This is a genomic window from Mesorhizobium opportunistum WSM2075 (assembly GCF_000176035.2).
GTDB lineage: Bacteria > Pseudomonadota > Alphaproteobacteria > Rhizobiales > Rhizobiaceae > Mesorhizobium > Mesorhizobium opportunistum.
Genome location: NC_015675.1, coordinates 3,453,249 through 3,477,155, shown reverse-complemented (window position 1 = coordinate 3,477,155; position 23,907 = coordinate 3,453,249). Strand labels below are relative to the sequence as shown.

Here is a 23,907-nt window from a genome sequence, read left to right as displayed (position 1 = left end):
CATTGAAACGGATCAAAGGTTTTCGGGGGAGGACCGGCGAATGGTGAGCTGGAAGGCTGCGGGACTGGTCGCCGCCGCGATCGGATCGTGCTTGCTGGCGAGAGCTTTGCGCCGAGGGTGGCCGGCAGGCCTTGCCGCTTTTCTCGCACTGAACACGGCCGCGCTCGGCGCCGGCAAGGACTACGCCGTCTGCTTCAGCGACGGCAAGGTCGATGCCGACCAACTCATTGCCGCCTGCACGCCGATTGCCGAGGACAAGACGGAGTCGTCGCGGAACCGCGTTATCGCCTATTTCAACCGCGGGACTGCCTGGTACAACAAGGGGGAAAACGACCGCGCCATTGCTGACTTCAACGTCACCATCAGTCTCGAGCCGGACTCGAGTGATCCCTACTACAGCCGTGGCCTGGCCTTCTTCCGCAAAGGCAAGACCGACGCGGCCATTATCGATTTCGAACAGGCGATCGCGGCCGATCCGAACAATGGCAAAGCGCACAACAATCTTGGCGTGGTCTGGCAGCAAAAGGGCGACCATGACCGGGCGATCACCGAATATGGCGAGGCGATCCGGAGCGATCCGCGGGATGTCCAGGCGTATGTCAACCGCGGCATAGCCCGCGCTTCCAGGGGCGACTTCGACCTTGCCATCGCCGATTTCGACGCGGCCACGGGCTTCGATCCCGAGAGCGTGGATGCCTATGCCAGTCGCAGCGCCGCCTGGATCGCCAAGAGCGACTGGGCTCGTGCCTTTGCAGACGCCGATCGGGCGGTCGGGCTCGATTCCACCAGCATCGACGGCTATTACAACAGAGCCGTTGCCTTGACCAACAGCGGCGACGACGACCGCGCCATCGCCGATTTCGACAAGGTGATCGCCCTCAAACCGACGGACGCCGACGCCTATTTCGGCCGTTCGCTCACGCGCGCTCGCAGCGGCAACACCGTCGGTGCAGTCGCCGATTGCCGCAAGGCCATCGAGCTCGATCCGAAGAAGGCAGGTCTTTGTGACCCAGGACCGGTCGGCACAAAGGCGCCGGCTGTGTCGCAATCGCTCAATCCTGGCGCATCCCCGGTGTACGAACCGCTACAACTATACCCCAAAGAGGATCACTCCGAACGCGTTGCCTGGAACCTCAAACGGGGGCTGGAGCAGCAGATGCAAGGCGACGTCGCGGGCGCGATAGACTCATTCAGCTTCGCGATCCAGCTGGATCCTTACAATGCCGAAGCCTTTTACGACCGGGCGTTCGCCGAGGCATCGCAAGGAAACCACGCCATTGCCGCCACAGACTGTCGGCGCGCCGTCGAACTCGACCCGAAGCGCGCAGGCTCTTGCAGCCAACGCGCTCCTGGCGAAACAGCTTCGCCGGCTGTCACGGAGACAAGAAACCCGGCAGCCGCAAAAGCCTTGCTTGAGCGCGCCGAGACGCGGCTTGCAAAGTATGGTGTCGAAGGCGCGCTTCTCGATTTCGACAAGGCGATCAGCCTTGATCCGGAGAGCGCTGAAGCCTATTTCAGCCGGGCCGGCGCCAGGGCACTGAAGGGCGATACGGCCGGTGCTGCGGCGGATTGCCGTCGCGCCGCCGAACTCGATCCAAAGCGGGCGGCAAGCTGCAGTGAACGGGTTGCGGGCAATGAGAGCAAGTCGGCTCCACCGCCAGACACACAACGGCCGAAGCTTCGAGCCGTCGTTCCGAATATTACGGCCATACAAGACACGCTGGCCGCGAGGGCCATGGAGGCGACCGATCCGCAAACCCTGGAAGCGGTCCTTGGCGGCGATGCCTTCCTGGACATGGGCAAGTACGATCAGGCGATCGGCGCCTACAACCAGGCGATCTCGCTCGATGCGAACGACCGGTTTGCCTATTTCGGCCGCGGCAAGGCCTGGGCTGCCAAACGCGCTTACAAGCAGGCGATCGCAGACTACGACAAGGTCATCGAACTCGCCCCCAATTTTGCCGCGGCGCATTTTCGCCGGGGTCTCGCCAAGGTTACGTCAGGCGATGCCGAGGGCGCGCTTGCCGATTGCAGCCGGGCTGCAACACTCGATGCAAAGGCGCGTGACGCATACTTCTGCAAGGGCATGGCATGGCAAGCGAAGGGCGACGCTGCCCGCGCGGTTGCCGCTTATTCGGTGGCGCTCGAGATCGATCCGAAGGATGACGCGAGCTATTACGGGCGCGGCATGGCTAGGGCCGGCAGGAAAGACTATGACGGCGCCATTGCCGATTTCGACAAGGCGATCGGGCTTGATCCAGGCAATGCGGACTATCTCGCCAGCCGCAGGGCAGCGGTGGCGACGAAAGCCGAGCTGCAACCCGGCGCCGAACCTGCGGTCCTGCAGGACGTCGACAATGATAGCCAGCCCGAGGCCAGGCTTTCGACCGCTGAGATGGCGAAGCTCATTCAGGCGACTGACCCGCGCGTTCTGGCCGCGGTACGGCAGGGCGACAGCCTGTCGGATGCCGGCAAGTATGACCAGGCAATCAGCGCGTATGGCAAGGCGATCGCGCTCGACCCCGACAGCCCCCTCGCCTATTTCGGCCGCGCCAACGCCTGGGACGACAAGCGCGCCTATGATCGGGCGATTGACGACTATGACCGCGTGATCGAGCTCCTGCCAAATATGGTCTCTGCTTATGTTCGCCGAGGCATGGCCAAGGCCACCACCGAGGATGCCGAAGGTGCCCTCGCCGATTGCGGTCGGGCCGCCGCGTTCGATCCGAAGCTGGTGGATGCCTATTTCTGCATGGGCATGGCATGGCACGTGAATGGCGATTCCCAGCGAGCGATCACAGCCTATTCGGCGGCGATCGAGATCGATGCCAAGGATGCCCCCAGCTACTACGGGCGCGGCATAGAACGGGCCGATAGCAAGGATTACAGCGGCGCGATTGCCGATTTCGACCAGGCGATAAGACTCTATCCGGGCAATCCGGACTACGCGGTCGCCCGCAAGGCGGCCGTGGCCGCCTTGAAGAAAGGCGGCGCCGCGCCGCTCGCCGTCGGTTCGGATCCCAGGAACCTCCAAGCCTTCATGGATCGTGGCAATGCGTTCTACGGGAAGCGCAAATACGATCGTGCCATCGCCGAGTACAGCCGCGCGATCGCCCTCGATCCAAGGAAAGCCTCGGCCTATGTCGGCCGCGGTACGTCGCTTGTCGCGAAAGGCAAATATGACGCAGCCATCACGGACTATGGCAAGGTTATTGAACTCTATCCCGCTTATGTCGACGCTTACATCGGCCGCGCCGTCGCCTGGAGCAAAAAGAACGAACTGGATCGTGCCATCGCGGACTACAGTCGCGTGATCGAACTCGACCCGCAATATGCTCCGGTTTATTTCGGGCGCGGCAGCGTCTGGTTCACCAAGGGCGAGTACGACCAGGCCATTGCCGACTACGATCAAGCGCTGAGGCTCGATCCAAAGCTTGCCCTCGCCCGCAAGGGCCGCCAGATCGCCATGGCGGCGAAAGCGAACGCCTCGAAGATGCCAGGCAAAGCCGTTGGCGAGGCGCCGGCCAAGCCAAGCAGCGCTTCGCCAGCCGCGCAGGCGTTCAGCAAGGGCTGGACGCTGCATGAGAAGAACGACTATGACGGCGCCATAGCCCTGTACGGCAAAGCGATTGCATTCTTTCCGGCGTTCCACGACGCCTATCTGGCCCGAGCAATGGCCTGGGAGGCCAAGCGGGACTACGCTCATGCCGTCGCTGACTACAGCCAGGCGATCGCGCTCAATCCGAATCTTGCCGAGACCTACTACGACCGCGGCCAGAACCTCGGTTTCCAGGGAGACTACGACGGTGCGCTTGCGGACTACGACAAGGCCATCAGTCTCAATACCAGGGACGCAAAGGTCTATGCCGATCGGGGCCTCATATGGATGGGTAGACATGAGGACGCCGCAGCGCTGCGCGATTTCGAAAAGGCGCTCGGCCTCGACCGCAAGAACCCTTTCGCCTATTTGGGCCGGGGCGTGATCCGGATCAGCAAGGCGGACTATGACGGGGCCATCGCCGATCTCAGCCAGACGATAAAGCTCAAACCAGATTTCGCCACCGCCTACAAAGTGCGCAGCAAGGCGTGGGACGCCAAGGGCAACCACAAGCGTGCCGAGGCCGACCGCAAGAAAGCGCTGAGCCTCGGCGGGAAATAGACAGTTTAGGGAGGGTCGGCGATGGCGCGTTGGAGAAGCTTGGGCGTGGCGGCGGTCGCCGCTTTGTCTTTCGTTGCGGTAAAGATATTGCCTTGGGCGCTCGGCTTTGCCGGCGGCAAATATCTCTACCAGACAGTGGCGGGCTCGCCCGATCCGCAGACCCTGACCACAGCTCAGGTGAGCGAACAGATTCAGAGCCAGGGAAGCCAGATATTCATGGCAATCCAGCAGGAGTTTCCAGACGACTATGACGCCGTCGTGGAAAAGATCACTGCCGTGGCCAGACTTGGAAGCGTGGAGCAAGTGCGAAACACGAGCAGGATGGCGGTCGCCGGCCTCAGGCGAAGATACGCATCCCTGCTGTCTTCGTCCCCAGACAGCAATGCCGCCGAGGCGCTGCGTGCACAATTGGCCATGCTCAACCATATCATGGCGCGGGAAGCCCCAGTCACTTGCAACAACTACCTTCGCAACGGGCCGGACGCGCTCAGCATGCCGGATCGGGATTTCCTGACCGACATGGACAAGATCGGAGCCACCCTGTTCCACGCCTTCGGCGCAGCGAAGAAGAGCGGTCTGGCTGCCGCTTCAGCCAGCGATGAGGACTGGTCACTGCTGGCCGACGCCTTCATCAACGCTGGCGGCACTCCCACCGAGATGAATGCAATTGCCAATGTCAGCCCGGAATTCGAAGGTCTCTGCCCGGCAGTCGCGAAACTATATACATCCGCTCTTTCACTGCAGGGCGAGCCCGGGCGGCACGTCAAAACAACTTTGCTCTATGAGATCGCCCGGAATTAGCCGAGGTCTGCGCATCCGCGCGATTGATGAGGACCCATCAGTTCCGAGAGCCGGATTGCCCCCTTAGCCCAGAGTTGAATTGCTGAAATACTTCGTGAAATCAGGGCGTTGCGTCAGAACCTTGCCATCGGCGTCATGCAGAATGCCCGCTGTGAAGAGATAGTCGCCGATCGCGTCCATCTTGGCCGGATCCATCGTGCCGATGGCGCCGTTTTCCGCGCGCAGATAGTGCCCGTCGATCAGCGCCTTCAGCGAGGCCTTGATCAGCGCCGGATTGGTCAGCGCATCCTTGTTGGCGGTGATGAGCAGCGCGGCCGCTTCATCGGGATGCTCGACGGCGAACCGGTAGCCGCGCTGCGTCGCCTGGATGAAGGCCTCCGCAAGCTTAGGGTTCGCTGACAGATACGCCTCGCTCGACGAGATCAGCGTCGTGTGCTCGTCGGGCACGCCATAGTCGGCATAGACGAAGCTGCGCTGATGGACGCCTTTGAGTTCCGCCTCGACGCCCTCCCAGGTCAAAACCTCCAGCGTGAAGTCGACGGTGCCGTTGGCAAGGGCTTCGTAGGCGGAGGTGCCGAGCGTCACCGTTTCGAAATTGCCCTTGCCGCCATCGTGGCGGATGATGGTCGAGATCAGCGCGTTTTCCCAGGCGCTGCCAAAACCGCCATAGGTCAGGCCGTCAAGGTCCTTCGGGCTCTTGATGTCGCTGCGCGCGGCATTGAACACCAGCCGGCCGGTTTCGGATTGCACCACGGCGTAGACGGCTTTCAAGTCCGCTCCGGCGGTTTTCTGGGTGAACAGGCTGATGGTGCCGTTGATGCCGAAATCGGCGACACGGTTGGCGACCAGCGTGCCGGCGCCGGTATCGCTGTAGGGCAGAATGTCGACCTCGAGGCCGGCGTCGGAATAAAACCCCTTGTCGCGGGCGACGAACAGCCCGATGTGGTTGGTGTTGACCGTCCAGTCCAAAGCGACGGTGATTTTCTGCATCGCCGCGAAAGAGCGGCCCGGTCCGGCGATCAGCGGAAGACCGCTGGCGAGGGTAAGCAGCAAGGCCTGCCGGCGCGTCAGATCAGTCATGGTCATGTCCTTTGGAGGTTGAGGGTTGAGCAAAATGTCGAGGATCTCGGCCTCGAGTGCGATGGCCTGGCGCGCGGCGGCACCGGTCGGGTCGCGCGGACGCGGCAACGGCACCCTGATCTCACGCAGCACACGGGCCGGGCGCGCCGACAGCACATAGATGCGGTCGGACAGGTATACGGCTTCGCGCACATCGTGGGTGATCAGCAGTGCCGTCCAGCGATGGTGCCGCCACATCTGCTCGAGCCAACGCTGCATGGCGGCGCGGGTCAGTGCGTCGAGCGCGCCGAAAGGCTCGTCGAGCAAAAGCATGTCGCGCTCCTGCACAACCGTGCGCAACAGCGCCGCGCGCTGGCGCATGCCGCCCGAAAGCTGCGCCGGAAAATGCCGCTCGAAGCCGACAAGTCCGAATTCGGCGAACAGCGGCGCGACCCGCGCCCGTGCTGCCTTGCGCTTGATGCCTTGCACTTCGAGCCCGAGTGTCGCGTTGTCGAGGATGCGCCGCCACGGCATCAACGCATCGCGCTGCGGCATGAAGGCAAAATGCCGGCCGTGATCGTCGAGCGGCACGCCGTCGAACAACATCTCGCCTTCGCCATGTTCGGCGCCGGTCAGAAGCTGGAACAGCGTCGACTTGCCGGCGCCCGACGGTCCGAGGATCGAGACGAATTCGCCGGCACCGACGTTGAGCGAAATGTCGGCAAGAACGTCGAGCCCGCCAAACGCCTTGCGCACATGTCGCAATTCGAGCCGGCTCATCTCCGCGCCGCCTTTGCCGCGGCTTGCTTGCCCGCGGCCCGTTCCCAGGGCATGGCCAAGCGCTGCAGCAGCACCGTCAATCCGAACAGGATGAGAGTAAGCGCGGCGCTGACGCCGACGGCGGCCAGCACCAGGTCGGGGCGAAAATTGTTCTTGGCGTTGAGCATGTAGATGCCCAGCCCCTTGGCGGCACCCGCATATTCGGCGAAGATGGCGCCGACGACGGCATAGGTGATGGAGATCCGCAGGCCAGCGAAGAAATATGGCAGCGCCGAAGGCAGCCGCGCCAGCACGAAGACGCGCCAGCGCCCCGCCCCCATGGCGCGTAGCATCTGGCCGATCTCGGGCTCGGTTGCCTCATAGCCCTCGACCAGCGCCACCAGCATCGGGAAGAAGGTAACCAGCGCCACCAGCATGATCTTCGGCGCCAGCCCGAAGCCGAACCACAGCACCACCAGCGGCGCGATCGCAACCAGCGGCAAGGTCTGGCTGATGATGAAGACGGGAAAAAGCGCGCGCCGCAGCGGCTGGAAGAAGTCGACCAGCATCGACAGCGCGAAAGCGGCGCTGAGCGAAAAGGCAAAACCGATGAGCGTGGCGCGGATGGTGGGAATGGCGTTGTCGACCAGCGCGTCACGATTGAGCATCGCCTGCTCAAAGACACGCGAGGGCGCCGGCAGCGTCGTCGGCTTGATGCCGGAATAGGTAGCATAGAGTTCCCAGGCCACGAGCAGCAACCCAACCGACATTACGGCCGGTACTGCCTTGGCGAGGATGCCCGCGAGGTGACGCGGGCGGCTGAATGACGATGAGACCACGAGAGGACAACCTTGACGGTCGCGCATCGGCGCGAGCGGTTCAGACAGCAGTGGGGCTGTTGGCGGAAACCGTGACGTCGAGGGTTACGTGGCCGGCACCCGGCCCGAAGCGGCAGAAAGCTTCGTTGAGCGCCGAAAAGATCGCGCCCGTATCACCGCGCAGTTTGGTGCAGAAATTCTTGGAGCGATCGTAGACGCCGGACTGTTTCAAGAAATCGATGCAGCCATAGATCTCGTCCATGTGGTCGCCAGTACCCATCACATAAAGCGAGAATTGCGCCGCCGCCGGCTGGCCGGTGGCGACCGCGCCATGCACGGCTGCGATGGCGGCTTCCTTGCGCGGGCAGAGCGGCCCGACAGGTCCGCCGAAGGCCTCGGAGCGGCAGATCGGATCGTCCGGCTCGCCTGGGCAGCCACGCGAAATGGCGGCTGACAAAACGCAATGCTTGCCGCTGTGCGCGGCCGCCACGAACAGGTCGCGCAGAGCCGGGAACAGCACTTCGGGCGGCCCGACCAGCAAGGTCGAGATGTCGTCGGTCTCGATCCTGAGCCGGTCACGATAGGGATCGAGCGCACCGAGCGCGCCCAAAATGACGCCGACGAAATCGTCGGCCATGGGATATAGGGAAATCTGTGCGCCTGAAAACATAGCCCGCCTCGCTCCGCTGGTATTACCCAGATCAGCTTCTAGGGTCTGTGGGCTTGCCGCCCCCGTCTCAGCCCCGACCGTACGGAGCACCCCTGTGGATGGGCGCGTTAAAGCACCATTCGATCGATTGGGGAAGCCGTTTTTTTCAGCGAACTGCGCCAAAAGCATTGCGCCAGAGTGGGAGCGATTGGCTCTGGCGGCGCGAGAATTTATCGGGAACCTTCATCGGACCGAGAGGTTGTCCCACCAGTCGCTACGCGACGAGTTCACAGAAAATGGAGACAAACCATGTTCATGAAAATCCTCGCAGCTTCGACGCTCACCATCGGCCTGGCCGCATCGGCCATGGCGCAGAGCAATGACACAAGCGGCACCAACGGAGCCGGTAGCGGCAGGTCGGTCACGGTCGATCCGAATACGCCAGCTTCGCCCAACACCGTCGACCCGTCGGTGACCAACAGCACGACTGGCACGCTGGATGATATGAACTCCAACGCGGATCGGAATTGTCCTGCCCATCCGCAGGGCGCGCAGCCCGATGCCAATGGCATGTCGCCGGGTACCACCGCGCCGACGGTTAACGACAAGCATTGCGGCAAGTAGGATTTGCAATGAGAAGAAACCGCGGAGCGAGCGCTCCGCGGCTTCTCAAATCCTGTCGTATGACTGAATCTACGGTACCGCTTTTTCTCGAACCGGCAGCTTCCAGCCTGGCCTGACGAAATGGCAGGTGTAGCCGTTGGGATATTTCTCCAGATAATCCTGATGCTCCGGCTCGGCCTCCCAGAAAGCACCGACCGGCGCGACTTCGGTGACGACCTTGCCGGGCCACAGGCCCGAGGCATCGACATCGGCGATGGTGTCTTCGGCGACGTTCTTTTGCTCGTCGCTGGTGTAGTAGATCGCCGAACGGTAGCTCATTCCGACATCGTTGCCCTGTCGGTTGCGTGTCGTCGGATCGTGGATTTGGAAAAAGCGCTCCAGCAGCGTGCGATAGCTGATCACGGCCGGATCGAAATTGATCTCGATCGCCTCGGCGTGCGTGCCATGATTGCGATAGGTGGCGTTTGGCACATCGCCGCCCGAGTAGCCGACACGGGTCGAGATGACGCCGGGATAGCGCCGTATCAAATCCTGCATGCCCCAGAAACAGCCGCCGGCAAGTACTGCGCGTTCGGTCGAAGTCGCCATGTCACCTCTCCTCAAAAGCAATTCACGGAAAACGGACCGCGATTTCCGTCTTGAATTGCACGACAACAAATTGGATTTCCCATAAATGGGCACTGTCGGCGACTTCGTCCAGTCGCCCGAGCGCGGCGCCGGCGGTGCGTGCGGCCATGCCCCGACGAAATGGCACGACGCGGAACCGGATCCGTGGACTTCAGCTGTGCGGTTGTCCAGCCGGGCTGTCGACAGCAAGCGGCAGGCGCGTGCCGGGCGGGATGGCGGCAAAACTGATCGCCACCGGCGGCGCCTCTTGCGACCAGTTGAAAAGAACGGTCTTGACCGGAATGTTGTCCAGCCATGAGTGCAACTGCGGTGGCACGCCATGGCCCAGCCAAACCATCAGCATGCCGTGGTCGTGCAACCGCTGCAGTGTGATCCAGGGCGCGAACCGCATATCGAGGTCGGTGAAAATCGACGGCTTGTCATAGGCATTGAGACCCGCCAGCATCGCCAGATTGGTGTCGCCGCCGACGATGTCGAGTCGGCCGGGCACAGCCGCGTGCCAGACTGCCTCGGCCTCGTCCGAGATCGGTCGTGCCGGCCAGCAAACGGCGTCCATGCGCCCGCGCACATTGCAGTCCGTCCAGCGGATGGCCGCATAGGCGCCTGACATGCCGACGATGCAGATGAATGCGCAGATCGTCAGTTTTCGCATCTCTGTGGCGCCGAGCCGATGGCCCAAGAACGCCAGCGCGACGACGCCGACAAGATTGTACATCGGCGCGCCCCAGGCTTCGCCTGTGCCGGTAAACAGCGAGGCGACCATGACCAGCGCCGCGGGCCCAAGGCCCATCCACATGAGATAAACACGCGAGCCGCGCTCGACGGGCTCTTGCGGAGCCGGCGAGCGCCGCAGCAGCCCTGATATCGCCAGCACCAGAAAAAAGCCGGAGAGCCCGGCCATCTGGACACCGGCATAATAAAGGCGCGCTCGGTGTTCAGTCACCCATTCGTCACGGCCGGCGAAATAGGTCAGCGGCAGGAAATCGATACGGTAGAGCTCGACGGCCAACGGCGTGGCGACGGCGAGAAAGACGGCAAGGCCAAGCCACGGCCAAGGTGTCGCCAGCCGGCTGCGCGCGCGCGCATCGGACAACAGCCACAGAGCGCCGAAGGCGAGCAGCAGGCCGGTGGAGAATTTGGCATAGAGCCCGACGCCCGAGACCAGCCCGAGCGCGAGCCACCAGCCCGGCCCGCCACCACGGCCGGCGCGCCAAAGCAGCCAGCAGATCGCCGCCCAGAACGGCATCTGCGCATAGTCGTGATTGAATTGCGGGGTGGGCCAGCCAAAGAAATAGACCGATGGCATCAAAAGCACGGCAGCCAGCGCCCGGCTATGACCCAGCATGTCGCGGGCCAGCAGATAGACCAGGATGAAGGTCGCGGAGATGGTCAGCTGGGCGAGCAGATATTGCGGCCAGCGGAACGATCCGGTCAAAAGATGGCTGGTCTCGAGCAGCCAACCAGGGAGCTGCGGGTGCTTGTAGGTCAAAAGCACCCATTCGCGGCCCCACATGAAGCCCTCCACGACATCGCCGGGCGGCGCGGGATCGACGAGCGCTGGCACCACCGTCCAGCACAAGATCTGCGCCAGACACAGAAGCGCCAGCAAATACCGGGGTTGGCGAAGCAGGCCGGACCAGACAGATGACGAACTCAAGCCCGGGGCAGGCAGCCCCGCCGGCACCCAGCGATCCAAGGAGTCATCGATCCCCACCATGCGGCGCTTAAATCACATCGTCCGGTTCGCCGAACAGCCCAAACGCCAAAGCTTACAAAAAAGTATACTTGCGTGCCATTGCAACACCAAGATTGAACCGGAATTTCAACGCTCCGCGGCCCGCCTTCCCCAGGCACACGGCCTGAAGCCCTGTCTGAACATCCGGATTCCAGATGCGCCATCAACATGCCGTCATTCACTACCGCGCGCTCGACTTCTGGCTGGCGCGCGCAGCCGTTCTCGTCATCATCTGCCTGCAGCTTCTGGTCATCAACAATCTCTCATTCGGTCCGCGCTGGCTGGCACCGGGACTGGAAGCGGCCCTGCTCGTGCCGCTGTCCGTGGCGACGGCATGGACGCAGGTCGCCACCAGAAAAGCGGTCGAGGACCACGAATGGCATGCCATCGGCCAGTTTCGCGCCATGATCCGCCGAACCGCCCTGACGATGACCGCCGTCATCAGCGTCATGAATTGCGGCTCGCTGGTCTTGCTGGTGCATGCCTTGCTGGAGGGACACGCCGGCAACAGCGGCACGACACTGCTGATCGACGCACTCAACATCTGGGTGACAAACGTCATCGTCTTCGCCTTGTGGTTCTGGAGCACCGACCGTGGCGGGCCGCCGACCTGCGGACTGGTGAAGCTCGCGCAGGCCGATTTCCTGTTTGCACAGATGACCCTGAACGACCGCGAGCTGGCCCAATGGCTGCCCGGCTTCGTCGACTATTTCTTCCTCGCCTTCACCAATGCGACGGCGTTTTCGCCGACCGACACCTTGCCGCTCTCCCAGCGCGCCAAGCTGCTGATGATGGCGGAAGCCATGATCTCACTGCTGACGATTGCGCTGGTCGCGGCGCGAGCCGTCAACATTCTGGCCTAGGGTAAAAGCGCGAAATAGCCCGCTCCGGCGAACCGAAGCGGGCTATTTCGTTGACTTCGATGGTCGCGATGCCGCGCTTGCTGAGCTTGTAGCTGTTGCCGCTGTGCTCAATCCGCGCCGAGGTCGCGTTCGAAGACCACCTGGTCGCGCAGCGGAATGCCATTCACGAGCAAGCCTTCGGGATAACCGGTCGATGGCCCGAACGCATCCTGCACGATGCGACACATCCGAAAGCCCTGTCTCTGATAAAACCTGAGATTGCCGATATCGGCCGTAGCGGTCGAGACGATCAGGCGCCGGCCGTTGCACTCACGGCAGCGGATGATTGCCGCCGCGACAAGGGCACGCCCCAACCCTTCGCTCTGCCTTGCAGGACGGACCGCGAGGCTCTTGAGTTCGAAGACACCGCCCTCGCCCGTCTCGATGATCTGCACATGGCCGACGATCCGGCCGCCCTCGCGAGCGACCATCACCTCGCCCCGACCGATATAGCCGGAAATCTGCATGGAGGAATCGTCTGCCAGGGCAAACAGAGGCCGTAAAGCCTCGCGGTTTCCATCGTATCGTTCAATAAGCATTCATAAGTCCGGACTGGATCAACGCCACCGCGAGTTCGGCATTCCTGCGCTGGGATATAGCAGCGGCTGGCCATGAGCCACAAATGCAAAAAGCCCGCCCCGGCGCGAGCCGAGGCGGGCGTTGGTTCAATCGAGCCGTCGGACGCAGATTCTCGATACCGGCAAAGCCGGGAGTTATTTCTCCGTTGACAGCTTGAATTTGCGCACGATTACCTCGAACAAAAAATCCGAAATCCACATGGCGCAGATGCCGATGAGAAAGGCCGCCGCGAGCGTCGTCGTGTCGTCATTGGCCAGCGGCAGGCCGGTGGCGCGGGAATATTGGACCACGGGCAGTGTGAGATAGGCAGCGGCAAGCGCGCCACAGATTGGTGACGCCACCATTTCGCGCAGTTTGTAGCGGTGGCGCGACAGCGCGCGCAGGACACCACCGGCAAGACCGGCGGCGACGACAGGTCCCTTGATGCCCAGCAGGTCGAAGAGATCGTGCATCATGTCACCACCCTTGCGGCGAGGAAAACGAAGATCGACCCGGCGCCGAAAGTGACCAACTCGCCGAGCAGCAGGGCCGAGCCCAACGGAAGCAAGACAACCGTCAAGGCTTCCACCCGCACAGTTTTTCGCCTTTGCGGTTGTGCGCCAAAAGCGCCTTGACCTCGGTGTCCGACAGCGCGTCCACGGCGGCCGTCGACAGGCGCAGCGGGCTGGACACCGCACAGAACCCACCCTTGACGGTTGTGCATCCGGCCATTGCGGCCAGGACCGACACCAGCATCAATCCCTTGCCCATGATTTGAGCTCCTTCCGGGCGGCGGCGGCCGGCAGCGCGCCGATATCGTTCTGGACCTGGTCGGCGACGTCGCGCGCCGCGGCCTCTGCGGCGGCCTGCCTGGCGCGCTCGCTGCGTCCGCCGGCAAACCGCTGGCGAAGCCCCCAGCCGAGTGTCGCGAGGATGGCGGCACCGATGCCCAGGATGGTTGGATTGCCGAGCAGTAAGGCGAGAAGCGCGCTCATCGCGGCATGCCCTTTGCATAGAGCGACAGCACCCATACCCCCAGGCCGCCGAAACCAATGACGCCGACGCTGACGGCGGAGGCAATCAGGACATCGCCGATGGTGATAGCATGGTCCATCTCATGCCCTCCGGTTTGGGACTTGATAGACGCCGCCGGCCACGAGAGCCCCGACGATCAGATCGCGCACGATATCGGCAAGGCCGGGGATTTCCACGCCAGCGTGTTGCAGGCCAATAAGCGTGCCGATGCCGACAAGGGCAACGATGAATTTCGCATAGCGTGCCATGGTCAGTTCCTCTTGAAGATGGCTTTGGCGATTGCGTTGAGCAGCCGCCACAGCCATCTGGTTTCGACGGTTGCAGGCGCTCCGGTCGGGGTTGGAGCAGGATGGATGATCTCCGGCGCGGCCGGAGGCTCGGGAGCAGCGGGAACCGGCGTGGACGCCTGCGGAACCGTGGCTGGCTGGGCTGGCGTCGGCGGGGCTGGGTGTGCCGTCATCTTGAGCGCATCGGCGCGAACCGACCTGACCCGGTCGCTCCACCCCCTGCCAAACGTGGCCCATGTCGGCAGGCGCTTGAGAAACGCCAGCCGCGCGTCGCAAAGCTGATCGATGACGACGCCCGCCGGTTTTGCCCTGGCTTCGCCGAGCGTGGCCGGCCCGATGCGACCGTCCTGCACGGCGCCCACCGCGGCCTGCAGATATTTGGCCGCCCTGCCCGGGCCGCTGTTCACGGCGAAATCGAACACGGCGTAATCGATGCCATCGGGCAGTTCGGCACCGAGCACCGCGTCCCAATAGAACCGCCGATAGACGGTCGCGACCTGGTCATCGCTGATTTTGCGCAGATCGGCCTTGATGGCATCCGCTCTGACATAGCGGCGGAAATTCGCCAGCGTCACCCCCTTCATGGTGGCGCCGCCCGGATCGGCCGCGTTGTCCGACCAGCCCCCCTCCGATTTCAAGACAAGCGCAAGCGCCAGCGCGAAGTTGCGGTCCATGGGGAGTTTCTTTCGGAGGAATTTGGATAGTGATCGGCCAGGGCGTGAGCCGAAGGGGTTTTACGATGAGGGATGATCATCAAAATGGCGACTGGTTGACGCTGCCCAAGCCGTGGTCGGACTACATCGCGGGTTGTGCGAGGAAGTCGCCAGCAACGCTGGCGAAATCCACGCCTATGATGGCGGGCAGCTTGTGCGCATCGATGGCAAGCGGCGCCAACCATGATGCCGACCTCATTATGAACGCGCTGCGCAAGCCGAACTGATCGCCACATTAATCACAAGCATTCGAAGCTTGGCCCAACAGCCCACGATCACTTACGCTCGCAGAAAGTTGACTGCCAAAGGGCGCCCGTATAGAGCTGAAAGTGGCGGCAAAAACTACCTGTGAACTTCACGGCCATGTGGGGGCGAAGTAGAAATCGCTGATTTGCTTTCATGCAGTGCGGGGCGACAAGTGAAGTGTTACGTGATCAATCTTGATCGGGCAATCGATCGCCTTGCGGCTGTCACGGTGGAATTTTCGCGGATCGGAGTTGCTTTTGAGCGCGTTGCCGGTGTCGATGCACGCGCCGGGGCTCCGTTCGCGGCGCTCCCTCTGACAGAGGCGGAAGTCTGTTGTTTTCTCAGTCATCGGCGCTGCTGGGAAATCATCGCCGACGGGCCTGATCAGTATGGTGTAGTGTTTGAAGACGATGTCGTTTTCAGCCACGACGCCGGATCCATGCTTGTCGATGACAGTTGGGTTCCGCTAGACGCAGATTTGGTCAAGATCGAAACATTCTATAATCGCGTGAGAGTTGGTAGTCGGCACACACCGGCCAAGAATGGATACTCCGTAACGCGACTGTTCGGGCAGCATCTAGGCTCATGCGGATATCTGATTTCAAAAGGGGCTGCCCGAAGACTGCTCAAGAGCACTATGCGTCTTAAGGCACCGGTTGACGTCGCACTCTTCAGTCCGGGACAAATGACGAGCGCGCGCAACAACATCTACCAGCTGATGCCAGCGCTCTGCGTCCAGGCTCTTTTCATTTCCGGGAATACCGCTTCTCCGACCCAGATCCAATTCACACCGCCACTCCACAGAAACAAGCGGGCAATCGACAGAATCCGGGTCGAGGCCACCCGTGCCTTTGGGTATCTTCGAAACTGGAACTTTTTCGCGACCGCGGCGGTTGATGCCGTGCCGATACGCTTTGATGAGGCAGCAGCCGAAGCTGCCAAGCCTCCCGTCGTTTAGGGCGCGCGAAGTAGATCGGGTTTGCTGTCAAAGCTGTATAGGCGGCGCCCATCATGCCGGCGTCGATGATGCGTGCCTGGACAACGGATTCGCCACCTGCTGGCGGGCCGGCGGGGGCGGCACATAAGCTGCAACCGAGGAGTCCTTGGTAATCTCTTCATAAAGCTCCCTGCCGAGCGGCTCCGGATCATCCGGCGACGCGGTGAAGGGTATCCACCCGAAATCAGCGTGATCGATCTCCACGTCAATGGTGCCGGCCTGGTTGTAAGTAGCGTTGCGGTATTCCATCACGAGACCCTCAAGAATACTGCCACGCCGGCAGCACCACCAGTAGAACTAGTCGCGCTCATACACTGCCAACTTCCAGGTGGAGATGTAGTGCCGCTAGGGTTGCCGGCGGCATGTGAATATTTAAGCGTGCTTCCCGCAACCACCTGACCGGTGCCCAGGGATGCAGCCGGACTGGTCGCGCAGAGGCTGTAAGTACCGATACCGCCTGCCACCAAGGCGGCATTGCCCGTGCTATAGTTGATACTGGACGCCACAAAAGCCGTGGTCGCTAGTTGCGTGGTGTTGGTGCCTGGCGCGGCGGTGGGAGCAGCGGGCGCCCCGGTGAATGTCGGACTGGCGATCGGGGCCAGTAGACCGAGTGCCGCCGCAATCTCCGCCAGCGTGTCAAACGTCGTTGACACCCCACCCAGCACGACATCGATCGCCGCCTTGACAAACCCCGTCGTCGCAAGCTGCGTCGTGTTCGTGCCGGGCGCGGCTGTCGGAGCGGCTGGAACACCCGTAAACGTCGGGCTGGCTTTTGGCGCCAGGCTCGACACCGCCACGCCGCTGTCTTTGGCGATCTTGCCTGTGGTGCCATTGAACGTGGCGATGTTGTCGGCAACGGCCGACGCAGGCCCGGCGATCAGGTCGCTCGCCTTGATGCCGCTGTCTTTGCCCGCCTTGCCCGATGTGCCGTTGAAGGTGACGATGTTGTCGCTCACCGAGGAAGCCGGCCCTGTGAAATCACCGGCCCCAAGCCCATCCGCCCCCTTGTCCCCTGTCCGGTCGAACATCAGCCAGATGCCGCCTGCCGTTGTCGGCAAGGCGCCGGAGCCGCTGACATAGGCGAGCGTCAGCTTGCGGTAGCCGCTGCCGTCCACCACCGTGCCGGTGACGTTGTAGACATAGGAGATGGCGGCTGATGCCTTGGAGCGCAGCATCAGCTGGCCCTTGATGGTGTTGGTGCTGTCGTCGAACGTGTCGAGAATGCCGTTCACCGTGGCGCCGCCGGCGTCGAGATTGTCGACATAGGCCGCCGTCGCGGAGGCGGCCGAGGCGTTGTTCAGCCGCAAGGCGCCGTTGCCCGGGTCGGCATCGGCGGTTGTCGTGGAGAAGGTGTAGCTCAGCGCCGCCACCGAATTTGCCGCCGCCGTAGCCGATGTCGCGGCGTTGGTGGCGGAGGTTGCGGCGTTGGTCGCCGAGGTCGACGCCGCCGTGGCCGAGCCCGAGGCCGCACTTGCCGAGCCGGCCGCTGCGGTGGCCGAATTGCCGGCGTTGGTGGCGCTGGTCGCGGCACCCGAGGCGGAGCCCGATGCGGCACTTGCCGAAGTGCCGGCATTGGTGGCCGAAGTCGCCGCCGTGGAGGCGGAGCCTGCAGCCGCCGTGGCGGATCCGGACGCGGCCGTCGCCGAGGTGCCGGCGTTGGTGGCGCTGGTGGCCGCCGCGTTCTTGGAGGTAAGCGCCGCCGCCGCGCTGCTGGCGGCGGCCGTCGCGGCCGCCGTGGCATCGCCCAGCGTGTCTTCGGAGAGGAAGAAGGCGAGCGTGATGGCATCGGTGCCGATCACCGGATTCAGTGTTTCGAAGGCATAGACAAAGTCGGACGAGACGGCGCCCTGCTGCACATGCACCGTCGTGCCTTTCTGCATTGTGCGCGCGGTGCGCGCGTCGGCGGCGCGGAACCACTGGCCCTCGCTGGCTGTATAGATGCCGTTCTCGCTTGCGTCGGCTTGGTTCTTCACCAGCACACGGTCGCCGACTTCGGTGGCGACACCATCGATGGTTTGCAGCCCTGAGAGGGCAATGTTGGCCGTGGTCGCCAGGCGCACGGGTTCGCGTTGGTGACATAGACGACATCGGCCTCCGTATCCCAGGCGAGCTCGACCGCGGCCGAGGGATGGTCCCAGCCGAAATCGAGCGCGCCGAGGCGCGGCCAGTAGCGCGGCAGCCGGAACGGTTCGCAGGCGATCAGCGCCTCGGCCACCGGAAAGATGCGGCCCGAACCCAGCACCGGAATGCCGCGCGCGCGGGCCTCGCGCTCATGCGCGGGATAGGCGGCAACGATCGCCGCGCGCTCGTCGGGCGAATAGTGCGCGGCATCGTCGATGGTCATGAAGGTGACGTGTCGGGACATGGTGGAGCCTGAATCAGCTTGGGAGACCAGGGCGATGTCGTGTTGTTAAGACGCGATCTTTCTTGGCCGAGTGCGGCAGCTCTCCCTTCCCCCTTGTGGGAGAAGGTGGATCGACGCGCAGCGCCGAGACGATTGAGGGGTGCGTGACGGATCGCCGTCTTTGCCAAGCTGGAACACCCCTCACCCCCGTGCTTGCTCACTCTAGCCATTCCCTCGCCTGTTTGGCCGACGGGAACAGCAGCATCGCACCCCACATTCAAGCAAAGACACTTAGCCGACGTCCATCCGAGGCGTCAGAACCAAGCGGACGTCCCCAAACGAGTCCGCTAGGTCGGCATCGCACTGACAGATATGACCTTCCGGCTCATAAAGTGACAGCCTTAGATGAGCAATTATGCTTGTCCGTTCAGCACTGACTTCAATCCTGCGTGCTTCAAGCGCGTTACGACGCATAACGATATTGCAATGCTCATCCAAGTTCGGAACCGGCTGATGGACGACAGTCAAGTCCAGATACTTTTGTGGCGCATTAAGCACCGACAACACGTCAAGTTTGAATGATCCGATATAATGAACAGTCTCTTCTGGACGAGCCAAGGGCGCCTTTTTTACTCTTTCACGTTCGGCGTTAGCTTCTACTGCTGTTCGGCAGCCATAATCATGAGCTTGAGCCCAGGTTGGCAGAAGGTTCCCGCGACCAACTGAGATGGTATAGATGCGGGTTCCATCTGCGTCATCCTCGCTTGTGAAATCGGCGACGGCTCTTTCTGGCGCAACAACCCCGGATGTTACCATCCGGGGATACAACGCGGAACGGTAAACTACCTCAGCATCACTCAGCATTCGACGTAGCTTTGAGTGGCGAACTCAGCGACTCCAATAATCCCGAAATCTCCGGTGCGTCCAGGGGTACAATTTGGTACGGACATTGCATCTTGGTCAATTTATTTACTACCAGAAAGGCCGCATCGCCATCACTGATAGTCACATATCTGCTGATGAATTCTTTGTCCCAAGTGAAGACGACCGCATCTCCGCCATGTGCAAATATCTTAGGTGCATCTGCGCCAGAAGATTCAATAAATGCTAAGACCCGCTCGGCGTCCAGCGCAGTGTTTTTATCAACGCCGTCCGAAAAGCCCTCTGGCAGCGCCAACATCGCATCGATGGCAGAAAACAATGCGGAAAAGTTTTTGGAATCTGACCTTGAGAATTCAGAACTACCACCGGCAACCCTCATGTTCAACCACTTATGATGCAGCCAGTTTCGATGCGTCGCCCACTTAGTGACGGCAGTGGTCGTCGAGCTAGCTTCCGGCTGGAGGTCTGGATCAATTCCAGCAGATGCTAGTTCATTGTCGTCTACCGTCAGATAGTAGACGCCATGATAATTTGTTGCAGAAGCGCTACGCATTACCAAAGCCCATCCAGCTTTCCGATGTTCCGAATCCGCAATGTTTCACTCGCGAGTTTCTCCCAAATATCAGACTGCAAATCCGCTTGTATAGGCTGAAAGTGGGGTACGATATTGACGTCTATCGCCAAGCTCGCGTTGTATACCTGCGCTTCTTGCGGAGAAACAATCTGGCCTCCAAGGTCGAGTGTCACAGTGTGAAATGACATAACGCCAAATTTCAAAAATCTGTTGACCGCTATGCCTGATGGTCCGTCCAGAGGAACGCGAGCGTTCACTTGAAACGCAAAGTCAGTCACGTCGTATCGGGGAAGCTGCATTCCGATCAATTCAGCAACAATCTCGTTAGCCTGGACGTGCGTATCGGCCGGTTTACAAAGGGTCGTGACGAGCGCCAGCCGGTTGATCGATGAAAGTTGCGAACCGATCAGATGGGCACGCGGGAGAAATATCCCAGAAATTATACCTTCCGGACTCTCGATAAGCGTCGGTTGGTCCGACGTATCTTCGGCTCGTCCCTGCACGACCAGATCAACCCGACTCGTCTGCACAGAAATGTTGAAACTGACACCGTCGACTGTTCCGGCAGCTGCCGAAAGTATTGGGACAGGGGCCCCTGGCGCTTTATTCGATTGGTATGAATCGGGCTCGGCACCGGTAAAGGCGGTAAAGAGCTGGCCTGCATTTGACCTGCGTGCATCGCCCGAAAACCATACCATCTGTATGGTCAAGGCGTCCCAATTACTCATGGAATCCACGCAAACCTGCCCCCGTTGAGGAGGAAAATGACTCATTGAACAATGCTTTGCAATCCTCATGCATGGGCTCATATATGAGGAATGCGGTTAACATATTAAACCCCATTGAGGCCAGATAGGGAAAGCAGCCTGAAAACGTTGTTTCTCATCCGTGTCCACATCGGGTGCAAACCCTTATGGCATAAAGTGAAGCAAGGAATCGAACCGCCTGTTTCAGCTTGGGAAGCTGATCGTCGGAACGGCCGCCACCGAAAGGCAAGTCACCCCTTCGACATTCCCTCCACCTGCCCCGCCGACAGGAACAGCAGCACCACATCGCTCATCCCGAGCAGCGGTGTGAAGGTGACGATGGTAATCCCACCCGTCGCATTGGTGCGGGTCAGGCCTTCTGAATAGATGTCTAGCGGCGGTTCCTCGTCGAACCAGACGCCGTGCAGCGTCTCGCCCTGCCATTTCTCGCGGCCCTTCTCGAAGCTCTTGAACGACAGCACGCTCTCGCCGGCCTGCACGTCGCCGCCGCCGCCATGGCGCACCACGACGCTGTCGAGCGCGCCGGGTGCGCCGCGGCCCATTGTGGTCTGCAGAATAGCATCGGCCGGGATCATGCCGGTGCCCCAGGCCGCCTGCTGCTGCGGCGGGCCGATCAGCACGCGCTGCGGATTGTCGCGCGTGCCCTCGCCGGTGACGCCGGCGGCCCACAGCCGCACGGGCGTATCGAAAACCTTGCCTTGCCACCAATCGGGATAGCGGCCGGTGAGGTGCATCGCCCATTCCGCGCCGCCGGCCCTGGTCTTGCCGAGCTGGTTGCCGGCCATGAACAGGCGTTCGCGGTTTATCGCACCCGCGGCATGGAATTCCGCCTGCCTTGGATAAGGCTTGTACGCCGCCAACTGGTTGGTGCGGCGCCGGCGGTCAAGCTCCGCCAGCAGCGCCAGATATTCGGTTCTGGCCGAGATCAGCGGGCTCTTCGAGGAACGGCCTGAGGGCGGTTTCGAGGGCGCGGATGCGGCTGCGGATTTCCTCATCGCTCAGCCCGTCCAGTTGGTTGATGGAGACATCGAAATCCTTGGGCAGCACCGAAAGCACGATCTTCAGATATTGGTCCGGCTTGTCGGCCCGCACCTCGGCGATGACGCCGGCGCCATGCGTCCGGAAATCGGCGCGCACGGCGGCGAGAAAGTCGTCTCCCAGCGTCTTCTTCGCCTGCTTCGGGCGGGGCTTTTGGTCAATCGCCGGGCTGACGACAGGTCTACGCCTTGCCGGCCTCGCCTTGCGCCGCGCCGGCACGGCATCGGCCTGGTCAGCCATCGGCTTGCCCCGCGGTGTTGGCGTCGCCGGAGGACACCGCCGCCTTCGGCAGCGCCGGTCTGGCCCGCCTCGCCGGCTTTTTCGAGCGGGTGATTTTCTTCCTGGCCTTCCTGGCGCGCTTCGGCCTTGCGGCCTCGGCAGGCTTCGCCGACCGGGCCGGTTTTGCAACACCGGCCTGTGCCTTGAGCCTCGCCATGGCGAGCCCGACAGCGCGGCCATCGACGCCAGCTTGCGGCAAACAAAAGCCACCGGCCGCATCCCGCACCATGCCGATCAGCACGCCGGGCGCGACCTGCTCGACCCGGCCCAGGCGCACCTGCGGCGCCGCACCCTCGAATTCGCCGATGGCGCTGACAACCTCGCGGCCGTCATCGCCGGTGATGATGGTGGCGTAGCGTGGCATGGTTCGTCTCTTGCGGAAGGCGTGTGTGGTTCGAGATGTTTGATGAGAGAACTCGCGTTCCTTCGCACCCCCCTCTGTCCTGCCGGACATCTCCCCCGCAAGGGGGGAGATCGGCCGCAATCAAAGGTTTCGCCAATCTCCAATGTTAGCATCTCGCCAGTTTCTTGGCCGAGATGTTCTCTGGCAACGAAGGAAGAAGAGCGCCGCCAACGAAGCTGCCAATCTCTCTCCTTGCGGGGGAGATGTCCGGTAGGACAGAGGGGGGTGCTGTCCCGCCAACGTTTCAATCTCGAAACAAGGGCTGCTTTCGCTTGACGGAGAGCCAGAATCAAAAACCCGCCTCGCGGCGGGTCGTTGGCGCAAATCAGCACCATGGACAAATATGTAGCATAGCTGCCCTCACCGGTCAACGACTTTCTGGGAAAAAATTCCTATTTCGTTTTTTCCCGGCAATGTTGCCCTCAAGGCCCCTCCGGTCGTCCGCCCGTTGCCTAATGCATCCATTGATGGGAAGCTGCGCGTGAGGATGGAGGAGGCGCCGTGAGCAACGTCACCACGCACTACGGCAGCGACGGCATCGTCGAGCGCATATTGGCCGCCATCCCCGATGCCAAAATCGACGCTCTCGATGCCAGGCAACTCTACCCGTTCGACCAGCTTCATGGCCGCGAACTGATAGCCACGCAGGACCATGCCGCCCGTCTGGCGCCTTCATCTTCCGACCACATCCTGGATATCGGCAGCGGCATCGGCGGTCCGGCGCGGTTCCTGGCCTCCACCTATGGCTGCGCCGTCGACGGCGTAGATCTGACAAAGGCTTTTGTCGACGCGTCCGCCCAACTGACCAAGCTCAGCGGGTTGAGCGAGAAGGTCCGCTTCCACGAGGCGGACGCGACCAGACTGCCTTTCGCCGACGACACGTTCGATGCGGCGATCTGCTTTTATGTCGGCATGAACATCGCCGACAAGCCCGCGGTCATCGGCCAGGCTTTTCGCGTGCTCAAGCCAGGAGGCAAGTTGATCTGGACCGAAGCGGTGCTTACTGGCGGAGAGCCGTATTATCCCTTGCCCTGGGCGGTCTCACCGGCGACGAGCCACCTCGTCGACCGCAGTGCCCTGAAAACCCTGTTCGTGGACGCTGGATTCCGGATCGACGAAATCATCGACGAAACTGGCGAACACATCGAACTGGCGCTCAAAAGGGCCAATTCCGGCATCTTGCCCTCGCCCGCCCAGCAGCAGGCCAATGAGATCGTGCTCGGCGCCGAATTCGTGCAGCGGCGCAAGAACTACATTCGCAGCCTGAGTGAGGGCAAGCTCGCATCGCTGGCCGTGATCGTTTCGAAGACTGGCTGACCGGAACCGATCCGCCGGGGGCCCCAGAAGGTCGTCTCCAGAATCAAAAACCCGCCTCGGCGGCGGGTCGTTGGCGCAAATCAGCACCATGGACAAATATGTAGCATGGCTGCCCTCAGCCGGTCAACGACTTTCTGAGAAAAAATTCCTATTTCGTTTCCCTCGGCTCAGCGCCGAGGAGTGAACGGCATCGCTTGAGGAGGCTGGAAAAACACAAAACCCGCCAAGGCGGCGGGTCTTCGGCGCAAATCAGCACCATGGCCAGATCATAGCATAACTGCCCTCACCCGACAAACAGGCCAAGCGGCCACCGATGCCCGCCTTTGCCAGCCGG

At 62.0% G+C, this 23,907-nt stretch carries 29 protein-coding genes, 1 pseudogene and 1 riboswitch; of the genes and pseudogenes, 7 read left to right on the top strand and 23 right to left on the bottom strand.

Features of this window, described 5'->3' with window-relative positions:
- Positions 1-40: 40 nt before the first annotated feature.
- Together MESOP_RS16750 and MESOP_RS16745 are read left to right on the top strand one after the other, a co-directional pair.
- Positions 41-4,159, top strand: coding sequence for a tetratricopeptide repeat protein (locus tag MESOP_RS16750; RefSeq protein WP_013894519.1), 4,119 nt, complete (start codon positions 41-43; stop codon positions 4,157-4,159).
- Between the two features lie 45 nt (positions 4,160-4,204).
- Positions 4,205-4,960: a hypothetical protein gene (locus tag MESOP_RS16745; RefSeq protein ID WP_245264897.1), complete on the top strand. Its 756-nt coding sequence runs from the start codon at positions 4,205-4,207 to the stop codon at positions 4,958-4,960.
- A gap of 63 nt (positions 4,961-5,023) precedes the next feature.
- Here MESOP_RS16745 and MESOP_RS35670 read toward each other — a convergent pair whose 3' ends face one another.
- The 4 genes and pseudogenes from MESOP_RS35670 to MESOP_RS16725 form a co-directional block, all read right to left on the bottom strand.
- A complete protein-coding gene (locus MESOP_RS35670; RefSeq protein WP_041164751.1) occupies positions 5,024-6,040 on the bottom strand; it encodes an ABC transporter substrate-binding protein in 1,017 nt (338 codons plus the stop codon).
- A gap of 6 nt (positions 6,041-6,046) precedes the next feature.
- Positions 6,047-6,799 (bottom strand): annotated as a pseudogene (locus MESOP_RS35665) (ABC transporter ATP-binding protein); the annotation flags it as partial.
- Positions 6,796-7,644 carry an ABC transporter permease gene (locus MESOP_RS16730; RefSeq protein ID WP_425339689.1) on the bottom strand — a complete coding sequence of 283 codons (849 nt, stop codon included), beginning with the start codon at positions 7,642-7,644 and terminating at the stop codon, positions 6,796-6,798. The gene MESOP_RS16730 and the pseudogene MESOP_RS35665, both read right to left, overlap by 4 nt.
- A 13-nt stretch (positions 7,645-7,657) precedes the next feature.
- A complete protein-coding gene (locus MESOP_RS16725; protein ID WP_013894515.1) occupies positions 7,658-8,266 on the bottom strand; it encodes a YkoF family thiamine/hydroxymethylpyrimidine-binding protein in 609 nt (202 codons plus the stop codon).
- Positions 8,257-8,370: riboswitch (TPP riboswitch) on the bottom strand. Its footprint overlaps the gene before it by 10 nt.
- Before the next feature lie 184 nt (positions 8,371-8,554).
- On the opposite strand from MESOP_RS16725, the gene MESOP_RS16720 reads away from it, so the two are divergent.
- Positions 8,555-8,869, top strand: coding sequence for a hypothetical protein (locus MESOP_RS16720; protein WP_013894514.1), 315 nt, complete (start codon positions 8,555-8,557; stop codon positions 8,867-8,869).
- A 69-nt stretch (positions 8,870-8,938) separates the two neighbouring features.
- Here MESOP_RS16720 and msrA read toward each other — a convergent pair whose 3' ends face one another.
- Genes msrA through MESOP_RS16710 form a run of 3 tightly spaced genes read right to left on the bottom strand, consistent with a single transcriptional unit; the run spans position 8,939 to position 11,075 of the window.
- The gene (msrA, locus tag MESOP_RS16715; protein WP_013894513.1) at positions 8,939-9,457 is read right to left on the bottom strand and encodes a peptide-methionine (S)-S-oxide reductase MsrA; all 519 of its coding nucleotides are present in this window, start codon (positions 9,455-9,457) and stop codon (positions 8,939-8,941) included.
- Positions 9,458-9,479: 22 nt separating this feature from the next.
- On the bottom strand, positions 9,480-9,605 hold the full coding sequence (locus MESOP_RS36565; RefSeq protein WP_263497206.1) for a hypothetical protein: 126 nt from the start codon (positions 9,603-9,605) through the stop codon (positions 9,480-9,482).
- A 42-nt stretch (positions 9,606-9,647) separates the two neighbouring features.
- A complete protein-coding gene (locus MESOP_RS16710) occupies positions 9,648-11,075 on the bottom strand; it encodes a glycosyltransferase family 39 protein (RefSeq protein ID WP_224731485.1) in 1,428 nt (475 codons plus the stop codon).
- A 311-nt stretch (positions 11,076-11,386) separates the two neighbouring features.
- On the opposite strand from MESOP_RS16710, the gene MESOP_RS16705 reads away from it, so the two are divergent.
- Positions 11,387-12,094 (top strand): hypothetical protein, encoded by a 708-nt coding sequence (locus MESOP_RS16705; RefSeq protein ID WP_013894511.1) that lies wholly within the window; start codon positions 11,387-11,389, stop codon positions 12,092-12,094.
- Between the two features lie 107 nt (positions 12,095-12,201).
- Here MESOP_RS16705 and MESOP_RS16700 read toward each other — a convergent pair whose 3' ends face one another.
- The 7 genes from MESOP_RS16700 to MESOP_RS16680 form a co-directional block, all read right to left on the bottom strand.
- Positions 12,202-12,672 carry a GNAT family N-acetyltransferase gene (locus MESOP_RS16700; RefSeq protein WP_013894510.1) on the bottom strand — a complete coding sequence of 157 codons (471 nt, stop codon included), beginning with the start codon at positions 12,670-12,672 and terminating at the stop codon, positions 12,202-12,204.
- A 174-nt stretch (positions 12,673-12,846) separates the two neighbouring features.
- Positions 12,847-13,164 (bottom strand): hypothetical protein, encoded by a 318-nt coding sequence (locus tag MESOP_RS16695; RefSeq protein ID WP_041164749.1) that lies wholly within the window; start codon positions 13,162-13,164, stop codon positions 12,847-12,849.
- Between the two features lie 103 nt (positions 13,165-13,267).
- On the bottom strand, positions 13,268-13,462 hold the full coding sequence (locus MESOP_RS16690; RefSeq protein WP_013894508.1) for a hypothetical protein: 195 nt from the start codon (positions 13,460-13,462) through the stop codon (positions 13,268-13,270).
- Positions 13,447-13,686 carry a hypothetical protein gene (locus tag MESOP_RS16685; RefSeq protein WP_013894507.1) on the bottom strand — a complete coding sequence of 80 codons (240 nt, stop codon included), beginning with the start codon at positions 13,684-13,686 and terminating at the stop codon, positions 13,447-13,449. Before MESOP_RS16685 ends, MESOP_RS16690 begins: the two co-directional genes overlap by 16 nt.
- The gene (locus tag MESOP_RS36560; protein WP_013894506.1) at positions 13,683-13,805 is read right to left on the bottom strand and encodes a hypothetical protein; all 123 of its coding nucleotides are present in this window, start codon (positions 13,803-13,805) and stop codon (positions 13,683-13,685) included. The genes MESOP_RS16685 and MESOP_RS36560 overlap by 4 nt, the downstream gene beginning before the upstream one ends.
- Position 13,806: 1 nt before the next feature.
- Positions 13,807-13,974 (bottom strand): hypothetical protein, encoded by a 168-nt coding sequence (locus MESOP_RS35660; RefSeq protein ID WP_013894505.1) that lies wholly within the window; start codon positions 13,972-13,974, stop codon positions 13,807-13,809.
- A gap of 2 nt (positions 13,975-13,976) precedes the next feature.
- Complete coding sequence (locus MESOP_RS16680) at positions 13,977-14,687, bottom strand: glycoside hydrolase family 108 protein (protein ID WP_013894504.1); 711 nt, start codon at positions 14,685-14,687, stop codon at positions 13,977-13,979.
- Positions 14,688-14,752: 65 nt separating this feature from the next.
- Here MESOP_RS16680 and MESOP_RS35120 point away from each other — a divergent pair, with 65 nt between their 5' ends.
- Positions 14,753-14,953 (top strand): hypothetical protein, encoded by a 201-nt coding sequence (locus MESOP_RS35120; protein WP_150111206.1) that lies wholly within the window; start codon positions 14,753-14,755, stop codon positions 14,951-14,953.
- 203 nt (positions 14,954-15,156) lie between these two features.
- A complete protein-coding gene (locus tag MESOP_RS16675; RefSeq protein ID WP_167313560.1) occupies positions 15,157-15,930 on the top strand; it encodes a glycosyltransferase family 25 protein in 774 nt (257 codons plus the stop codon).
- A 51-nt stretch (positions 15,931-15,981) separates the two neighbouring features.
- Here the strand turns inward: MESOP_RS16675 and MESOP_RS16670 are convergent, their stop codons facing one another.
- The 9 genes from MESOP_RS16670 to MESOP_RS16635 all read right to left on the bottom strand — a co-directional run bounded on the left by MESOP_RS16670 (position 15,982) and on the right by MESOP_RS16635 (position 22,217).
- Entirely contained in the window at positions 15,982-16,218 is a 237-nt protein-coding gene (locus MESOP_RS16670; protein ID WP_013894501.1) for a hypothetical protein, read from the bottom strand.
- Positions 16,218-18,029 (bottom strand): phage tail protein, encoded by a 1,812-nt coding sequence (locus MESOP_RS35655; RefSeq protein WP_167313559.1) that lies wholly within the window; start codon positions 18,027-18,029, stop codon positions 16,218-16,220. Before MESOP_RS35655 ends, MESOP_RS16670 begins: the two co-directional genes overlap by 1 nt.
- Positions 17,939-18,334 (bottom strand): terminase large subunit domain-containing protein, encoded by a 396-nt coding sequence (locus MESOP_RS16660; protein WP_041164165.1) that lies wholly within the window; start codon positions 18,332-18,334, stop codon positions 17,939-17,941. The genes MESOP_RS35655 and MESOP_RS16660 overlap by 91 nt, the downstream gene beginning before the upstream one ends.
- A 270-nt stretch (positions 18,335-18,604) precedes the next feature.
- Entirely contained in the window at positions 18,605-19,177 is a 573-nt protein-coding gene (locus MESOP_RS35115) for a hypothetical protein (RefSeq protein ID WP_013894499.1), read from the bottom strand.
- A complete protein-coding gene (locus tag MESOP_RS35110; protein WP_013894498.1) occupies positions 19,167-19,748 on the bottom strand; it encodes a hypothetical protein in 582 nt (193 codons plus the stop codon). Before MESOP_RS35110 ends, MESOP_RS35115 begins: the two co-directional genes overlap by 11 nt.
- Positions 19,748-20,566, bottom strand: coding sequence for a hypothetical protein (locus MESOP_RS16650; protein ID WP_013894497.1), 819 nt, complete (start codon positions 20,564-20,566; stop codon positions 19,748-19,750). The genes MESOP_RS35110 and MESOP_RS16650 overlap by 1 nt, the downstream gene beginning before the upstream one ends.
- Before the next feature lie 200 nt (positions 20,567-20,766).
- Positions 20,767-21,531: a terminase large subunit domain-containing protein gene (locus MESOP_RS16645; protein ID WP_013894496.1), complete on the bottom strand. Its 765-nt coding sequence runs from the start codon at positions 21,529-21,531 to the stop codon at positions 20,767-20,769.
- Positions 21,419-21,814 carry a hypothetical protein gene (locus MESOP_RS16640; RefSeq protein ID WP_041164162.1) on the bottom strand — a complete coding sequence of 132 codons (396 nt, stop codon included), beginning with the start codon at positions 21,812-21,814 and terminating at the stop codon, positions 21,419-21,421. Before MESOP_RS16640 ends, MESOP_RS16645 begins: the two co-directional genes overlap by 113 nt.
- On the bottom strand, positions 21,807-22,217 hold the full coding sequence (locus MESOP_RS16635) for a hypothetical protein (RefSeq protein WP_013894495.1): 411 nt from the start codon (positions 22,215-22,217) through the stop codon (positions 21,807-21,809). The genes MESOP_RS16640 and MESOP_RS16635 overlap by 8 nt, the downstream gene beginning before the upstream one ends.
- 540 nt (positions 22,218-22,757) lie before the next feature.
- Between MESOP_RS16635 and MESOP_RS16630 the strand changes: the two genes are divergently transcribed.
- Complete coding sequence (locus MESOP_RS16630; protein ID WP_013894494.1) at positions 22,758-23,573, top strand: class I SAM-dependent methyltransferase; 816 nt, start codon at positions 22,758-22,760, stop codon at positions 23,571-23,573.
- Positions 23,574-23,907 lie beyond the last annotated feature (334 nt).

What these genes read in the sequence shown, in the direction of transcription:
- MESOP_RS16750 (WP_013894519.1), top strand. Translation starts at nt 41, where the DNA reads ATGGTGAGCTGGAAGGCTGCGGGACTGGTCGCCGCCGCGATCGGATCG.
- MESOP_RS35670 (WP_041164751.1), bottom strand. Translation starts at nt 6,040, where the DNA reads ATGACTGATCTGACGCGCCGGCAGGCCTTGCTGCTTACCCTCGCCAGC.
- MESOP_RS16730 (WP_425339689.1), bottom strand. Translation starts at nt 7,644, where the DNA reads ATGCGCGACCGTCAAGGTTGTCCTCTCGTGGTCTCATCGTCATTCAGC.
- MESOP_RS16725 (WP_013894515.1), bottom strand. Translation starts at nt 8,266, where the DNA reads ATGTTTTCAGGCGCACAGATTTCCCTATATCCCATGGCCGACGATTTC.
- MESOP_RS16720 (WP_013894514.1), top strand. Translation starts at nt 8,555, where the DNA reads ATGTTCATGAAAATCCTCGCAGCTTCGACGCTCACCATCGGCCTGGCC.
- msrA (WP_013894513.1), bottom strand. Translation starts at nt 9,457, where the DNA reads ATGGCGACTTCGACCGAACGCGCAGTACTTGCCGGCGGCTGTTTCTGG.
- MESOP_RS36565 (WP_263497206.1), bottom strand. Translation starts at nt 9,605, where the DNA reads ATGGCCGCACGCACCGCCGGCGCCGCGCTCGGGCGACTGGACGAAGTC.
- MESOP_RS16705 (WP_013894511.1), top strand. Translation starts at nt 11,387, where the DNA reads ATGCGCCATCAACATGCCGTCATTCACTACCGCGCGCTCGACTTCTGG.
- MESOP_RS16700 (WP_013894510.1), bottom strand. Translation starts at nt 12,672, where the DNA reads ATGCTTATTGAACGATACGATGGAAACCGCGAGGCTTTACGGCCTCTG.
- MESOP_RS16695 (WP_041164749.1), bottom strand. Translation starts at nt 13,164, where the DNA reads ATGCACGATCTCTTCGACCTGCTGGGCATCAAGGGACCTGTCGTCGCC.
- MESOP_RS16690 (WP_013894508.1), bottom strand. Translation starts at nt 13,462, where the DNA reads ATGGGCAAGGGATTGATGCTGGTGTCGGTCCTGGCCGCAATGGCCGGA.
- MESOP_RS16685 (WP_013894507.1), bottom strand. Translation starts at nt 13,686, where the DNA reads ATGAGCGCGCTTCTCGCCTTACTGCTCGGCAATCCAACCATCCTGGGC.
- MESOP_RS36560 (WP_013894506.1), bottom strand. Translation starts at nt 13,805, where the DNA reads ATGGACCATGCTATCACCATCGGCGATGTCCTGATTGCCTCCGCCGTC.
- MESOP_RS35660 (WP_013894505.1), bottom strand. Translation starts at nt 13,974, where the DNA reads ATGGCACGCTATGCGAAATTCATCGTTGCCCTTGTCGGCATCGGCACG.
- MESOP_RS16680 (WP_013894504.1), bottom strand. Translation starts at nt 14,687, where the DNA reads ATGGACCGCAACTTCGCGCTGGCGCTTGCGCTTGTCTTGAAATCGGAG.
- MESOP_RS35120 (WP_150111206.1), top strand. Translation starts at nt 14,753, where the DNA reads ATGAGGGATGATCATCAAAATGGCGACTGGTTGACGCTGCCCAAGCCG.
- MESOP_RS16670 (WP_013894501.1), bottom strand. Translation starts at nt 16,218, where the DNA reads ATGGAATACCGCAACGCTACTTACAACCAGGCCGGCACCATTGACGTG.
- MESOP_RS16660 (WP_041164165.1), bottom strand. Translation starts at nt 18,334, where the DNA reads ATGTCCCGACACGTCACCTTCATGACCATCGACGATGCCGCGCACTAT.
- MESOP_RS35115 (WP_013894499.1), bottom strand. Translation starts at nt 19,177, where the DNA reads ATGCTGAGTGATGCTGAGGTAGTTTACCGTTCCGCGTTGTATCCCCGG.
- MESOP_RS35110 (WP_013894498.1), bottom strand. Translation starts at nt 19,748, where the DNA reads ATGCGTAGCGCTTCTGCAACAAATTATCATGGCGTCTACTATCTGACG.
- MESOP_RS16650 (WP_013894497.1), bottom strand. Translation starts at nt 20,566, where the DNA reads ATGAGGATTGCAAAGCATTGTTCAATGAGTCATTTTCCTCCTCAACGG.
- MESOP_RS16645 (WP_013894496.1), bottom strand. Translation starts at nt 21,531, where the DNA reads ATGAGGAAATCCGCAGCCGCATCCGCGCCCTCGAAACCGCCCTCAGGC.
- MESOP_RS16640 (WP_041164162.1), bottom strand. Translation starts at nt 21,814, where the DNA reads ATGGCTGACCAGGCCGATGCCGTGCCGGCGCGGCGCAAGGCGAGGCCG.
- MESOP_RS16635 (WP_013894495.1), bottom strand. Translation starts at nt 22,217, where the DNA reads ATGCCACGCTACGCCACCATCATCACCGGCGATGACGGCCGCGAGGTT.